Source organism: Pseudomonas sp. TH21 (assembly GCF_016651025.1).
Taxonomy (GTDB): domain Bacteria; phylum Pseudomonadota; class Gammaproteobacteria; order Pseudomonadales; family Pseudomonadaceae; genus Aquipseudomonas; species Aquipseudomonas aylmerensis.
On sequence record NZ_JAEKEQ010000001.1, the window covers coordinates 5226581 to 5241253 of the forward strand.

15 protein-coding genes are annotated in these 14673 nt (G+C 60.1%); 6 read left to right on the forward strand and 9 right to left on the reverse strand.

Translation table 11 applies throughout. The annotated features are described in order from the left end of the window. Positions 1-116 precede the first annotated feature (116 nt). From def to JFU04_RS23095, 3 genes are all read right to left on the reverse strand, one after another. The gene (def, locus tag JFU04_RS23085) at positions 117-656 is read right to left on the reverse strand and encodes a peptide deformylase (RefSeq protein ID WP_065909029.1); all 540 of its coding nucleotides are present in this window, start codon (positions 654-656) and stop codon (positions 117-119) included. A gap of 3 nt (positions 657-659) precedes the next feature. After that, positions 660-1610 carry a YihY/virulence factor BrkB family protein gene (locus JFU04_RS23090; RefSeq protein WP_065909026.1) on the reverse strand — a complete coding sequence of 317 codons (951 nt, stop codon included), beginning with the start codon at positions 1608-1610 and terminating at the stop codon, positions 660-662. A gap of 168 nt (positions 1611-1778) precedes the next feature. Further along, positions 1779-1964, reverse strand: coding sequence for a CsbD family protein (locus tag JFU04_RS23095; protein WP_016973106.1), 186 nt, complete (start codon positions 1962-1964; stop codon positions 1779-1781). Between the two features lie 201 nt (positions 1965-2165). On the opposite strand from JFU04_RS23095, the gene JFU04_RS23100 reads away from it, so the two are divergent. Continuing rightward, on the forward strand, positions 2166-2543 hold the full coding sequence (locus JFU04_RS23100) for a hypothetical protein (protein WP_003193739.1): 378 nt from the start codon (positions 2166-2168) through the stop codon (positions 2541-2543). Between the two features lie 175 nt (positions 2544-2718). Here the strand turns inward: JFU04_RS23100 and fadD1 are convergent, their stop codons facing one another. Together fadD1 and fadD2 are read right to left on the reverse strand one after the other, a co-directional pair. Beyond that, the gene (gene fadD1 / locus JFU04_RS23105) at positions 2719-4410 is read right to left on the reverse strand and encodes a long-chain-fatty-acid--CoA ligase FadD1 (RefSeq protein WP_065909023.1); all 1692 of its coding nucleotides are present in this window, start codon (positions 4408-4410) and stop codon (positions 2719-2721) included. A gap of 390 nt (positions 4411-4800) precedes the next feature. Next, the gene (fadD2, locus tag JFU04_RS23110; RefSeq protein WP_065909020.1) at positions 4801-6489 is read right to left on the reverse strand and encodes a long-chain-fatty-acid--CoA ligase FadD2; all 1689 of its coding nucleotides are present in this window, start codon (positions 6487-6489) and stop codon (positions 4801-4803) included. Positions 6490-6699: 210 nt separating this feature from the next. Here fadD2 and JFU04_RS23115 point away from each other — a divergent pair, with 210 nt between their 5' ends. Next, complete coding sequence (locus JFU04_RS23115) at positions 6700-7644, forward strand: alpha/beta hydrolase (RefSeq protein WP_120449659.1); 945 nt, start codon at positions 6700-6702, stop codon at positions 7642-7644. A 57-nt stretch (positions 7645-7701) separates the two neighbouring features. Then, positions 7702-8172: a MaoC family dehydratase gene (locus JFU04_RS23120; RefSeq protein ID WP_003175719.1), complete on the forward strand. Its 471-nt coding sequence runs from the start codon at positions 7702-7704 to the stop codon at positions 8170-8172. An 87-nt stretch (positions 8173-8259) separates the two neighbouring features. Here the strand turns inward: JFU04_RS23120 and JFU04_RS23125 are convergent, their stop codons facing one another. After that, on the reverse strand, positions 8260-8727 hold the full coding sequence (locus JFU04_RS23125) for a ferritin-like domain-containing protein (protein WP_065909014.1): 468 nt from the start codon (positions 8725-8727) through the stop codon (positions 8260-8262). Positions 8728-8934: 207 nt separating this feature from the next. On the opposite strand from JFU04_RS23125, the gene JFU04_RS23130 reads away from it, so the two are divergent. Then, positions 8935-9171, forward strand: a complete 237-nt coding sequence (locus JFU04_RS23130) for a DUF3820 family protein (protein ID WP_003213031.1) — start codon at positions 8935-8937, stop codon at positions 9169-9171. Between the two features lie 10 nt (positions 9172-9181). Continuing rightward, positions 9182-10357: an aminotransferase class V-fold PLP-dependent enzyme gene (locus tag JFU04_RS23135; protein WP_065909013.1), complete on the forward strand. Its 1176-nt coding sequence runs from the start codon at positions 9182-9184 to the stop codon at positions 10355-10357. A 91-nt stretch (positions 10358-10448) separates the two neighbouring features. Here JFU04_RS23135 and JFU04_RS23140 read toward each other — a convergent pair whose 3' ends face one another. The 3 genes from JFU04_RS23140 to zwf are packed head-to-tail and all read right to left on the reverse strand — an operon-like array spanning position 10449 to position 13298. Further along, on the reverse strand, positions 10449-11114 hold the full coding sequence (locus JFU04_RS23140) for a bifunctional 4-hydroxy-2-oxoglutarate aldolase/2-dehydro-3-deoxy-phosphogluconate aldolase (RefSeq protein WP_026013852.1): 666 nt from the start codon (positions 11112-11114) through the stop codon (positions 10449-10451). A gap of 17 nt (positions 11115-11131) precedes the next feature. After that, complete coding sequence (gene pgl, locus JFU04_RS23145) at positions 11132-11845, reverse strand: 6-phosphogluconolactonase (protein WP_120449663.1); 714 nt, start codon at positions 11843-11845, stop codon at positions 11132-11134. Continuing rightward, positions 11832-13298, reverse strand: a complete 1467-nt coding sequence (gene zwf / locus JFU04_RS23150; protein ID WP_065909010.1) for a glucose-6-phosphate dehydrogenase — start codon at positions 13296-13298, stop codon at positions 11832-11834. The genes pgl and zwf overlap by 14 nt, the downstream gene beginning before the upstream one ends. Positions 13299-13517: 219 nt before the next feature. On the opposite strand from zwf, the gene JFU04_RS23155 reads away from it, so the two are divergent. Further along, positions 13518-14378 (forward strand): MurR/RpiR family transcriptional regulator, encoded by an 861-nt coding sequence (locus JFU04_RS23155; protein WP_169856377.1) that lies wholly within the window; start codon positions 13518-13520, stop codon positions 14376-14378. The last annotated feature ends 295 nt before the right edge of the window (positions 14379-14673 follow it).

The window sequence follows — 14673 nt, forward strand, 5'->3', positions numbered from 1 at the left end:
ACCTGTGGGAGCGGGCTTGCTCGCGAATGCGTTTTATCAGTCGATACATGCGTGACTGATACACCGCCTTCGCGAGCAAGCCCGCTCCCACCGTTTTGATGGGTTGTGCCAGGGGTTTACTCGTCAGCCGCAGGATCCATGTCCGGGAACATCACTTCGATAAACCCGAACTTGCTGAAATCCGTAATCCGCGACGGGTACAGCCGGCCGATCAAGTGATCGCACTCGTGCTGTACCACGCGCGCATGGAAGCCATCGGCAAAACGCACGATCGGCTCGCCCTTGGGATCGAAACCTTCGTAGCGAATCTGCTGGTAACGGTCCACGGCGCCGCGCAGGCCGGGCACGGAGAGGCAGCCCTCATAGCCCTCTTCCAGCACCGGGCTCAGCGGTGTGATCAACGGATTGATCAGAATGGTCTGCGGCACTGGCGGCGCGTCGGGATAGCGCTCACTGGCCTCGAACCCGAAGATCACCAGTTGCAGGTCGACGCCAATCTGCGGCGCAGCCAGGCCGACGCCTCCCACATGCTCCATGGTCTGGAACATGTCATCGATCAATTGCCACAGCTCGGGGCTGTCGAACATTTCCGGCGGCACAGGGGGCGCGATACGCAGCAGGCGCTCGTCGCCCATTTTCAGGATTTCACGGATCATCGATCAGACTTCGTCGTTAGTGGGCTTGGAGTGGTCCCGGCCAAGGCCGGAGACATGCTGTTTTTCATCGGTGGCGCCCGCTTCGTCGAACTCCTTTTCGCCTGGGTCCTTGCCTTCGGCGGACATGTGCTCGATCACCGCATTCATCTCCGCGCCCAGCAACAGCACGGCGGCCGAAATGTAGAAGTACAGGAGCAGCACAATGATCGCACCGATGCTGCCATACATGGCGTTGTAGTCGGCGAAGGTTTTGACGTAGTAGCCAAACCCCAGTGAGGCGACGATCCACACCACCACCGCCAGCACCGAGCCAGGCGTGATGAAGCGGAATTTCTGCTCGACGTCGGGCATCACGTAGTACATGAGAGCCACGGCGAACATCAGCAAGATCACAATCAACGGCCAGCGCAGGATGGTCCACAGGGTGACCACGAATTCCTGCATGCCGATCTGCCCGGCCAGCCACTCCATCACCTGCGGGCCAAGCACCATCAGCGCGGCGGCGGCCAGGAGCATGCCGGCAATGCCGACGGTGTAGAAAATCGACAGCGGGAAGCGCTTCCAGATCGGGCGACCTTCGACCACGTCGTAGGCGGCATTCATCGCGCTCATCATCAGGCGCACGCCGGCGGAAGCCGTCCACAGCGCAATCACGATACCCACCGAGAGCAGGCCACCCTTGGATTGCTGCAACTGGTCGATCACCGGGTTGACCTGCTCCAGCGCCTGGGGCGGCAACACCAGCTCCGACTGCATGCGCAGCCAGGTGAAAAAGTCCGGCAGGTGCAGGAAACCGATCAGGGCAATGAGGAACAGCAGGAAGGGAAACAACGAAAACAGCATCTGGTAGGCCAGTGCCGAGGCGTAGGTGGGCATCTCGTCATCGACGAATTCCTTGACGGTGCGCACCAGCACTTTATGAAGCTTGAGGCCTTGCAGTACCGGAAAAATCATAGCGTCTCCTTTCGCCGCAAAAGGTTGAGTTCGTGGGCGACTCAGGGGCCGTTTTCTACATCAAGGTAGCCTATTTGGCGACCTCGAAACAATTTCGAAACTTTAATCACGAGGTGTGACATAAAAACGGCCATCCGTGGATGGCCGTCAGACTGCGCGAGCGCCGTATTACTTGGTCGCTTTCTTGACCGCGTCCTTGGTGTCGCCTACGGCTTTCTCGACTTGGCCTTTCTTTTCCTGCACCACGCCTTCAGCGCGCAGTTTGTCGTTGCCGGTGACTTTGCCGACGCCTTGCTTGATGTTGCCGACGGCTTCGTCTTTCAAACCTTTTGCCTTATCCGCTGTGCTGCCCATGGTATTTCTCCGAAAGAACAATCAAAGGGTTTTGGTCATTACGTAAAGATTGACCCGAGGCGGTTCGGCAGAGTTTCAATTATTTTTGCGCGAGCATTTCATCGCCAGCCGCAGGTTTGGCTTTATGTTTTGCGGCCAACCCATGAGAATGCGCGGCACATTCAGGCTATAACGCTGAATAACAGATCTCGTAGGAAGGTTATGAAACTCAATAAAGCACAGGCCATCGCCCGCAGAAACCAGGAACTGGGCGGTGCCGTACTCGGCGTCAACAACTGCCACTTCACTGACCTGGACCGCAAACGCAACATCTGGTGGTTCGACCTGCCAGTGGGTCGGATTGCCGTGGGCCAGTACGAGTGGATTCACCTGTTGATGCATAACGCCGACACCGACCAGTTGCTGCACCTGAAGGTGCCGACGGTGTTCCTGCGTGAAAAACTCGAAGGGCTGGTGGTGCGCAATGCCGGCAAGCGCAAGCCGGAGATCACCCTGGAGCTGAGCGCGGACAAGGATTCGTTCCTCAAGGATGTACGTCCAGCCGGGGCCGGCGTCAGCTTTGCGCAGTTCGCACTGTAGGAATGCGGTTTAAAATGTGGGAGCGGGCTTGCTCGCGAATGCAGAGTGTCAGTCGCATGATAAGTCGCTGATACACCGCATTCGCGAGCAAGCCCGCTCCCACACTTTGGATTGCATTTCACCCCTGCTAACAAGCAAGCATTAAAAAACCCCGCATTCGCGGGGTTTTTTAGGGTTACTTTTTCAGGCCTAGCTTTTTCAGCTCTTCATCACGCAACTCACGGCGCAGGATCTTGCCCACGTTGGTGGTCGGCAGTGCATCGCGGAATTCCACGGCCTTGGGCACTTTGTAGCCGGTGACGTTGGCGCGCATATGCTCCATCACCTGCTCCTTGGTCAGGGTCGCGCCCGGCTTGACCACGATAAAGAGCTTGATGTGCTCCCCGGACTTTTCATCCGGCACACCGATGGCCGCGCACTGCAGCACGCCCGGCAGGCCTGCCAGCACGTCTTCCAGCTCGTTGGGATACACGTTGAAACCGGAAACCAGGATCATGTCCTTCTTGCGGTCGACAATGCGCATATAGCCGTCAGGCTGGATGATCGCGATGTCACCGGTCTTCAGCCAGCCTTCGCTGTCGAGCATCTCGGCAGTGGCGTCTTCGCGCTGCCAGTAGCCTTTCATCACTTGCGGGCCCTTGACGCACAGCTCACCGGTCTCGCCCAGCGCCAGCTCGGTGCCGTCATCGGCAATGACCTTGCACACCGTGGACGGCACCGGAATGCCGATGGTGCCGATCTGGATATGCTGGATCGGGTTCACCGTGGCCACCGGGCTGGTCTCGGTCATGCCGTAGCCTTCACAGATGCCACAGCCGGTCACGGCCTTCCAGCGCTCGGCAGCGGCCAGTTGCAGGGCCATGCCGCCCGACAGGGTGACTTTCAACGCGGAGAAATCCAGCTTGCGGAACGCCTCGTTGTTGCACAGCGCCACGAACAGGGTGTTGAGGCCGACAAAGCCGCTGAACTTCCACTTCGACAGTTCCTTGACCATCGCCGGCAGGTCGCGCGGGTTGCTGATCAGGATGTTGTGGTTGCCGATCAGCATCATCGCCATGCAATGAAAGGTGAACGCGTAGATGTGGTACAGCGGCAGCGGCGTGATCAGGATCTCGCAACCTTCATTGAGGTTGGAGCCCATCAGGGCCTTGCACTGCAGCATGTTGGCCACCAGGTTGCGGTGGGTGAGCATCGCGCCCTTGGCCACGCCGGTGGTGCCGCCGGTGTATTGCAGCACGGCCACATCGCCACTGTCCGGGCTGGCGTCGCTGACCGGTTGGCCGTGCCCCTTGGCCAGCACGTCGTTGAACTTGATCGCCTTGGGCAAGTGATACGCCGGGACCATTTTCTTCACGTACTTGATGACGCTGTTGATCAGCAGGCGCTTGAGTGGCGGCAGCAGGTCGGCGACTTCAGTGACGATGACATGCCTGACGGCGGTCTTGGGCACGACCTTTTCCGCCAGGTGGGCCATGTTGGCCAGGCAGACCAGCGCCTTGGCGCCGGAGTCGTTGAATTGGTGTTCCATTTCCCGCGCGGTGTACAGCGGGTTGGTGTTGACCACGATCAGGCCAGCACGGATGGCGCCGAACACGGCGACCGGGTATTGCAGGACGTTGGGCAGTTGCACGGCGATTCGATCGCCCGGCTTCAAGTCGGTATGCTGTTGCAGGTACGCGGCGAAGGCGCCGGACAATTCGTACAGTTCACCGTAGGTGATTGTCTTGCCCAGGTTGCTGAAAGCCGGTTTGTTGGCGAAGCGCTGGCAGGACTGCTTCAATACCGCCTGAATATTCGGATACTCGTCTGGATTGATTTCTGCAGCAATCCCGGCGGGGTACTTATCCTTCCAAAAGTCTTCGTTCATGGAAGCCCACTCCTCAGCGACGCGAATTCATCATCGCATTTGATGCGATTATTATTGGTGTATGTTTTTTTAGGTGAATCTGGCGCTTTCAAGCAGGCCTAGACGTCACAAAGCGCGCCGAGAGTAGCAGCTTTGCCAAGGGCCGCCTAGAGCCAAAAGAGGGCCCCGCGGTCATAATCACGACTGTCCTACAATAATTGGTCACGGTTTAAACGAAGCTAAAACCACCGCACCAAAGGCTCTGGAATAAGGCTTTCAGACCAATACACTGCAAATGTGGGAGCGGGCTTGCTCGCGAAAGCGGTGTTCCAGTCACCTGATACTTCGACTGTTACACCGCTTTCGCGAGCAAGCCCGCTCCCACATTTTTGATTGCATTTCAATTCATCGTCAGGCGATGTCGCGCAGCTCCCGCCGCAGGATCTTGCCCACCGGCGTCATCGGCAACGACTCCCGCAGCACAATGTGCTTGGGCACCTTGTAGCCGGTGAAGTTGGTCTTGCAGTACGCCTTCAACTCCTCAAGGCTCACCCCTTCGGCACGCGCCACCACGAACAGCTTCACCGCCTCGCCCGTGCGTTCGTCCGGCACGCCGATCACGGCACAGTTGGCCACCGCCGGGTGGGCCATGACCACGTCCTCGATCTCGTTGGGGTACACGTTGAAACCCGAGACGATGATCAGGTCTTTCTTGCGATCGACAATGCGCACAAAGCCGTCGTCATCGATCACCGCAATGTCGCCGGTCTTGAGCCAACCCTCGGCGTCCAGCGCCTCGGCGGTGGCGGCCGGTTGCTGCCAATAGCCCTTCATCACCTGCGGGCCCTTGATGCACAGCTCGCCGCGCTCGCCCAGCGGCAATTCGACGCCCTGGTCATCGATTACTTTCATTGCGGTGGCCGGCACCGGGATACCCACGGTGCCCAGGCGGGATTTATTGCCATACGGGTTGGTGCTGGCCACCGGTGAGGTTTCCGTGAGTCCGTAGCCTTCGCCGATCGCGCAACCGGTGAGCTGCTGCCAGCGCTCGGCCGTCGCCTTGATCAGTGCGGTGCCGCCGGAGTTGGTGAGCTTGAGATGGGAAAAGTCCAGGCTCTTGAAGTCCGGGTGGTCCATCAACGCCACGAACAGCGTGTTCAGCCCCAGCAGCCCGGTAAAGCGCCAGTTCTTCAGTTCCTTGATAAAGCCGCCGATGTCGCGCGGGTTGGTGATCAGCACGTTATGGTTGCCGGACACCATCATGCACATGCAATTCGCGGTGAAGGCATAGATGTGGTACAGCGGCAGCGGCGCGATCATCACCTCCTGCCCTTCCTTGATCAGCGGATGGCCGTCCTCGCCGGTCTGCGACATGCAGGCGCGCACCTGCTGCATGTTCGCCACCAGGTTGCCATGGGTGAGCATCGCGCCCTTGGCCAACCCGGTGGTGCCACCGGTGTACTGCAGCACGGCGATGTCATCGAGGGTCACCGGATGCCGGGTCACCCCCAGGCCGGCACCCAGGCGCAACGCGCGCTTGAACGACACCGCGCGCGGCAGGCTGTAGGCCGGGACCATCTTCTTCACCTTGTCGACCACGGTGTTGACCAGCCAGCCCTTGGCGGCGGGCATGAAGTCGCCCATCCGGGCTTCGATCAGGTAGTCGATCTCGGTGTCGCTGCACACTTCCTGCACGCGCGAACCGAACAGGTTGAGGTAGACCAGCGCACGCACGCCGGCGTCCTTGAACTGGTGGCGCATCTCGCGCGGGGTGTACAGCGGGTTGGTGTTGACCACGATCAGCCCGGCGCGCAACGCCCCGAACACGGCAATCGGATAATGCAGCACGTTGGGCATCTGTACCGCGATGCGCTCGCCCGGCTTGAGATCGGTGTGCTGTTGCAGGTAGCCGGCGAACGCCGCACTCTGGCGCTCAAGCTCGGCGTAGGTCAGGGTGATGCCCATGTTGCTGAATGCCGGACGGTCGGCAAAGGCCTTGCAGGAACGCTCGAAGACTTCGATCACCGACTTGTAGGCCGTCAGGTCGATGTCATTGGGGACGCCCGCCGCGCGTTTGTCATTCCAGAAATCAGGTTGCATTATTCTTGTCCTCTTACCTGAGTGTGTCCGGCCACTTTCGTGTTGCGATAGAAAGCGGAGCTTTGGGGACGTTAGCAGCTATGGCTAAACAGGCAAATAAGGGAAAGAGCGTCATTAATTGCGTGAATCTTCCTACCAGGGCCTGCACTGATCAGACGCAACCTCGAGGATGAGCTATACACTGCAACGACCCTGAGCAAAGGAATCGCCATGAACCACAGCACCTTCTGGCTGACCGCGAATGACCGCAGCCGCCTGTACGTCAATCAATGGATGCCCGAAGGCCCGCCCAAGGCCCTGGTGATGCTGTCCCATGGCATGGCCGAGCACAGCGGTCGTTATGCGCGCCTGGCCGCAGCCTTGTGCGCCGCCGGCTACGGCCTGTATGCGCTGGACCAGCGTGGCCACGGCCGCACCGCCGACGAAGGTACCCTGGGGCTGTTCGCCGAGCGCGATGGCTGGAACAAAGTGGTCGGCGACCTGGCCAGCCTCAACCAGCACATCGGCCAGCAGCAGCCGGGGCTGCCGATCCTCCTGCTGGGCCACAGCATGGGCAGCTACATCGCCCAGGCCTACTTGCTGCATCACAGCGCCAGCCTGAATGGGGTGATTCTCAGCGGCTCAAATTTCCAACCGGTGGCGCTGTACCGCGCCGCCCGGGTGATCGCCCGCATCGAACGCCTGCGCCAGGGGTTGCGCGGGCGCAGTGCGCTGATCGATTTCCTCTCGTTTGGATCGTTCAACAAGGCGTTCAAACCCAATCGCACTGCATTTGACTGGCTCAGCCGCGACCCGGCTGAAGTCGACCTCTACATCAACGACCCGCTTTGCGGCTTCCGCTGCACCAACCAGCTGTGGATCGACCTGCTCGGCGGCTTGCAGCAAATCAGCAAAGCGTCCAATCTCGCGCAGATCGATCCGGGCCTGCCGATCCTGGTGATCGGCGGCGAATGTGATCCGGTGAGTGAGGGCAAGCGTCTCAACAGCCTGGCCCAAGCCCTGCGAGAGGCCGGCAGCCAGAACCTGCACCTGATCATTTACCCGCAGGCGCGACACGAAGTGTTCAACGAAACCAACCGCGACCAAGTCACCGCGGATGTGCTGACGTGGCTCGACCAGGCCCTGACCTTGCGTCGACCGACCCGCTGCGAATAATTTTTCGTTTAAAATCAGAAAGTTAAATTACCGATTAGCCACAGGATGCACCTTTAGATGACCCAGGTAACCAACACTCCGTACGAAGCCCTCGAAGTCGGCCAGACCGCCAGCTACAGCAAGACCGTCGAAGAGCGCGATATCCAGCTGTTCGCCGCGATGTCCGGCGACCACAACCCGGTGCACCTGGATGCCGAGTACGCCAAGGCGACCATGTTCAAGGAGCGCATTGCCCACGGTATGTTCAGTGGCGCGCTGATCAGTGCGGCGGTCGCCTGCGAGCTGCCTGGGCCCGGCACGATCTACATCGGCCAGCAGATGAGCTTTCAGAAGCCGGTGAAAATCGGCGACACCCTGACCGTGCGTCTGGAAATTCTCGAGAAGCTGCCAAAGTTTCGCGTGCGCATCGCCACCCGTGTGTTCAACCAGCGCGATGAGTTGGTGGTGGACGGTGAGGCGGAGATCCTCGCGCCACGCAAGCAGCAGGTCGTGACCTTGACCGAGTTGCCGCCGATCAGCATTGGCTGATAGCCGTTACAACGTCGACACAATGCAAATGTGGGAGGGGGCAAAAGCCCCCTCCCACATTTTTTTACAGCCTGTACAGCGCAGGGCTTACGACTGAGCGCGAGCCTGGTTACGCAGGGCTTTCACCTGGTCGTGGTTGCGCTGTGCGCCGTGGAACTGACGCTCTACCAGGTCACGAATACCCAGCAGGTTGTGCTTGTTGATCTTCTCGATCGCTTCCTTGTAAGCCTTCAGTGCGTGGTCTTCACCGCGCTCGGCTTCGTTCAGCACGGCTTCTTCGTCTTTGCCGGTGACCAGCGACTTCACGTCGACCCAGCCACGGTGCAGGGCGCCGGCAACGCTGCCGGATTTTTCCGGATCGCCGCCCAGAGCTTTCACTGCAGTCTGCAGTTCTGCAGCAGCAGCAGCGCAATCAGCGGAGCGCTTGACGAACAGCGCTTTGAGTTCTGGGTGCTTGATGTCTTCGGCACAAGTTGCGAAACCTTTCTGGCCGTCTTTGCTGGTCTCGATCAGGTCGTTGAGTACGGAGATCGATTCTTTATTGATGTCAGTCATTTTCCATTTCCTTGTGCGGGTTTAAGAAGGTTGCATAAATGATTGCAGCGCCCGTGCCAGGTTATGAAAAATAACTTTTCCCTTTATTTTCAATAAGTTGAAAATTATTGAACCATCTGTATGTACGTTATTTGCATGATCTGTCATTTGGCCTTCATGCAGAATGCCTGTATTTTCCAAGGTCTCGACTTACGCCGCGCCGATCCCATGAATCCCGAAAAACTCGAACTGCTGATCACCCGCGAAATGCCCTTCGGCAAATACAAGGGCCGGATCATCGCCGACCTGCCAGGCCCCTACCTGAATTGGTTCGCCCGTGAAGGCTTTCCCCACGGCGAACTGGGCGGGCTGCTGGCCTTGATGCAGGAAATCGACCACAACGGCCTGTCCGAATTGCTCGAACCGCTGCGCGCCAAACACGGCAAACCCGCCCCTCGCCACTAAGAGCCTCGCCATGCCAAGGAATGCCGACAACGAACACCATTGGCACACTATCGCCCAGCGCTACGAGCTGGAGCCCGGTCCGATCAACCTGGAAAACGGCTACTTCGGGCGCATGAGCCGCGAGGTGCGGGGGCAGTACCTGGAGCACGTGGCGTTTATCAATCGCAGCAATTCGCTGCATGTGCGCCAACGCTTCGAGCGCGGTGAGAACGACGAAATCCGACGCCAACTGGCCGGGTTGATCGACGCCGCCCCGGAGGCAATCGCCTTCACCCGCAACGCCACCGAAGCCTTGCAGTCGTTGATCCGCAACTACAACCGCCTGCAACCGGGCGACCAGGTCCTGATCAGTGACCTGGAGTACGACACGGTCAAAGGCGCGATGCGCTGGTTGGCCGGCTACCGGGGCGTGGAGGTGATCGAGCTTTCCCACACCCATCCGGCCAGTTTCGACAGTCTGCTGCAGACGTATCGCCAAGCGTTCGAGCAGTATCCGCGCCTCAAACTGATGGCGCTCACCCACGTCACCCACCGCACCGGCCTGGTGATGCCGGTCGAAGCCATTGCCAAGGCGGCGCGCGAGCATGCGGTCGATGTGATCCTCGATGGCGCCCATGCCCTGGGCCAGATCGAGTTCAACCTCGCCCAACTGGGCATCCAGTTCGCCGGCTTCAACCTGCATAAATGGATCGGTGCGCCACTGACGCTGGGCTTCCTCTACATCGCCCCCGAGCGTCTGGCCGATATCGACCCGGACATGGGTGAATTCCACTACCCCGCCACCGACATTCGCGCGCGTACGCCCTACAGCACGCCGAACTTTCCGGCGCTGATGACCCTGCCGCTGGTGCTGCAGGAACATCAGGCCCTCGGCGGCTCGGCGGCCAAGGGCGCGCGGGTCAATTACCTGCGGGATTTATGGGTGAGCCAGGTGCGGCCATTGCCGGGAATCGAGGTGCTGACACCGGATGATCCACGGCTGTATTGCGGGATCACGGCCTTCAAGTTTGTCGGGCGGGACCAGCAGGTGATGGCGGATCGATTGCTCCAGGACTACGGCCTGTTTACCACCACGCGCACGGGCGCGGCGTTTGGTACCTGCATCCGGGTCACGCCGGGGCTGGTGACGTCGGCGGCGGACATCAATGTGCTGGTCAACGCCATTACCGAGCTGGACACACTGTAGGAGCCAATCTGCAGGCAAAAAAAGCGGTACACCGACCAAGTGCACCGCAAAAATGCCGTTAAGCACAGCAACAACGATTCGATGAATCAGATCAATCCAGCAGCGCCAGCGCCTGCGCGGTGACTTCCTGGATACGCGCCCAGTCGCCGTTCTTGACCCACTCCGGGTCGAGCATCCAGCTACCGCCCACGCACATCACGTTTTTCAACGCCATGTAGTTTTTGATGTTGGCCGGGCCGACGCCGCCGGTCGGGCAGAATTTCACTTCGCCGAACGGGCCGCCCAAGGCCTTGATGGCGGCCACGCCGCCGCTCACTTCGGCCGGGAACAGCTTGAAGCGGCGATAGCCCAGGCCATAGCCTTCCATGATCCCGGAGGCATTGCTGATGCCCGGCAGCAGCGGGATCGGGCTGTGTACCGAGGCTTCCAGCAGGTCACGGGTGATGCCGGGCGTGACGATGAATTGCGAGCCAGCCACTTCGGCCGCTTCGAGCATATGGCGGTCGAGCACGGTGCCAGCACCGGTGCACAATTCAGGACGTTGCTCGCGCAGTACCTGGATGGCCTTGAGGCCGAACTCGGAACGCAGGGTCACTTCCAATGCGGTCAAACCACCGGCTGCCAGGGCATCGGCCAGCGGCAGGATGTCCTGTTCGCGGGCGATGGTGATCACCGGCAGGATCCGCGCCTTGGCGCAGAGACTGTCGATCAGGGCAACTTTATCCGCCATGGACACGGTCGGTTGAGGGCTTTTCATAGCGGCTGATCCTTGGCTCATGGGCACCAGTAAATCTCTAATGTAGGTTGCAAAAACGCGCGAATCGGCATGGCAGCAACGTCGTCACTGGCCAGCGCGGCGCTCAAGGTGGTCAATTTCGAACTGCCGGAAATCGACAGTACGGTGTAGTGGGCCGTGGCCAGCAACGCGCGACTCATGGTCAGGCGCTGGTGTGGCACGGTCGGCGCAAGCATCGGCCAGCAACGGCGGGTACCGTTGGCCTGCAGGGCCTCGCTGAGGTTCGGGCTGTTGGGAAACAGCGATGCGGTGTGGCCGTCATCGCCCATGCCCAGTACCAGCACATCAATCGCTGGCAATTCGGCCAGCAGGCGATCAGCCTGCTCGGCAGCGTCTTCGAGGTTGGCGGCGGCGCTGTACAGGCTGAGGAACCTGGCCTTGGCCGCCGGGCCTTGCAGCAGGTGCTGCTTCAACAGGCCGGCATTGCTGTCGGCGTGCTCCACCGGCACCCAGCGCTCATCGGCGAGGGTGATGGTGACCTTGGACCAATCCAGTCCCTGCTTGGCCAGGTGCTGGAAAAACGCCACCGGGCTGCGGCCACCGGAGACCACCAGGGTCGCCGCGCCACGTGCACTGATGGCCGCGCGCAGTTGCTCGGCCACGTCCAGCGCCAGGCCTTCGGCCAGCAGCACCGGGGTGCGGAACTCATGGGGTGTCACGCCCTGAGGCAGTTTCAATTCAGATATCGCCATACCACGACCTCCCGTCCCGCGTGATCAGTGCAATCGAGCTCATCGGCCCCCAGGACCCGGCCGCGTACGGCTTGGGCGCATCGCCGGATTTTTTCCACCCGGCGATCAACTGGTCACACCACTTCCACGCGGCTTCGATTTCATCTTTGCGAACAAACAGGTTCTGATTGCCGCGCATCACTTCCAGCAACAACCGCTCGTAGGCATCCGGAATGCGGGCGCTGCGATAGGTGTCGGAAAAATTCAGTTGCAGCGGGCCGCTGCGCAGTTGCATGCCCTTGTCCAGGCCCTGCTCCTTGGTCATCACACGCAAGGAAATACCTTCGTCCGGCTGCAGGCGGATGATCAGTTTGTTGCTGATCTGCAGGCGCTGCTCGGGGGCGAAGATGTAGTGGGACGGTTCCTTGAAGTGGATGACGATCTGCGACAGCTTCTGCGGCATGCGTTTGCCGGTGCGCAGGTAGAACGGCACGCCGGCCCAACGCCAGTTGCGGATATCGGCACGCAGGGCGACGAAGGTCTCGGTGTCGCTCTGGGTGTTGGAATTCTCTTCTTCCAGGTAACCCGGCACTGCCTTGCCCGCGCTGTAGCCGGCGATGTACTGGCCACGTACCACCTGGGTCGTCAGGCCATCCGGGCTGATCGGCGCCAGGGCCTTGAGCACCTTGACCTTCTCGTCACGGATACTGTCGGCAGACAGGTCGGCCGGCGGGTCCATGGCGATCAGGCACAGCAGCTGCAGCAAGTGGTTCTGGATCATGTCACGCAGCTGGCCGGCCTTGTCGAAGTAACCCCAACGGCCTTCGATACCGACCTGCTCGGCCACGGTGATTTCCACGTGGGAGATGTAGTTCTGGTTCCACTGGGTTTCGAACAGGCTGTTGGCGAAACGCAGGGCGATCAGGTTCTGGACGGTTTCCTTGCCCAAGTAATGGTCGATGCGATAGGTGCGGTTTTCCGGGAAAAACTGCGCCACGGCATCGTTGACCTTGCGCGAAGACTCCAGGTCCGACCCGATCGGCTTTTCCAGCACCACGCGGGTGTTTTCCGCCAGGCCGACCTTGGACAGGTTCTCGCAGATCGCGCCATACACCGCTGCCGGGGTGGCGAAATAGGCAATCAGGCGCTGCTCGGTGCCGGCGATTTCAGCCAGGGCCACGTAGTCGTCGGCCTTCATGAAGTCGACGTGGACATAAGTCAGGCGGGCCAGGAAACGCTGGGCGATGCTCTCGTCCAGTTCCTTGCCGACATATTTACGCAATTCTTTTTCGATGTGGGCCAGGTGCTGCTGCTCGGAACCGGCTTCACGGGCCAGGGCCAGGATGCGCGTATCGTCGTGCAGGAGCGCGGCGCCATCGAGTTGATAGAGGGCAGGAAATAACTTGCGCAGCGCCAGATCACCCAAGGCGCCAAACAGGGCAAAGGTGCAGGGTTCTACGGTTATCGAAGGCATGATGTTTGTTCTTTTATCAAGTTAAGCTACAAATACCTTTTTTCAAGGCATCACTCAAGGAAAAATGTAGTAATAACCACAACATTTTCCCGAAATACGCATTCCGAGTGGTGGTGTTCAGCTACCCTCAGTAGGATAGGCCACCGCAAAGGGCCACTCGTCGATTGGTTGCCACCCTTTATTTGCATCGTCGCCCGAAGGAAAGACTGAATGGACCGCGTGCGAAATCTTCTGGAACAGATCCGGAACCGCCTCGAAGAATTGAACAAGGCCGAGCGTAAAGTCGCTGAAGTCATCCTGCTCAACCCGCAGCAGGCCACCCGCTTCTCGATCGCCGCCCTCGCCCAGGCCGCCTCGGTCAGTGAACCGACGGTCAACCGCTTCTGCCGTTCATTCGGCGTCAGTGGTTACCCTGAACTTAAATTGCAACTGGCGCAAAGCCTGGCCAGCGGCGCGGCCTACGTCAGCCGCGCCGTGGAGGCCGATGATAACCCTGAGGCCTACACCCAGAAGATCTTTGGCAGTGCCATTGCGTCCCTGGACAGCGCCTGCCAGGCGCTGGACCCGGCCCTGATCAGCAAGGCCGTGGATTTGTTGATCCAGGCGCGGCAGATCCACTTCTTCGGCCTGGGCGCTTCGGCGCCGGTGGCCATGGATGCGCTGCACAAGTTTTTCCGCTTCAACCTGGCCGTTACCGCCCATGCCGACGTGCTGATGCAACGCATGATCGCCTCGGTGGCGCACACAGGCGAGCTGTTCGTGATCATTTCCTACACCGGGCGCACCCGCGAGCTGGTGGAAGTGGCGCGTATCGCCCGCGAAAACGGCGCTTCGGTGCTGGGCGTGACGGCCGAGAACTCGCCCCTGGCCAAGGCCAGTACGGTGAGCCTGAACATTCCCCTGCCGGAAGACACCGACATCTACATGCCGATGACGTCGCGCATCATTCAGTTGACCGTGCTGGATGTGCTGGCTACTGGCATGACCTTGCGTCGCGGGGTGGATTTCCAACCGCACCTGCGCAAGATCAAAGAGAGCTTGAATGACAGCCGGTATCCGGTGGGGGATGAGTTCAACTAAGGCCTGCGCCCGCGGGATTGTTTTGGCATGTGGGCTTGATGTGGCATGCGGGCCTGTTGTGGCATGTGGGACTGCTGTGGCATGTGAGCTTCTTGTGGCATGTGGGACTGCTATGGCATGTGAGCTTCTTGTGGCATGTGGGACTGCTGTGGCATGTGGGCTTCTTGTGGCATGTGGGACTGCTGTGGCATGTGAGCTTCTTGTGGCATGTGGGACTGCTGTGGCATGTGGGCTTCTTGTGGCGAGCGGGCTTGCCCCGCGTTGGGCTGCGCAGCAGCCCCAGCAAGACCACCGC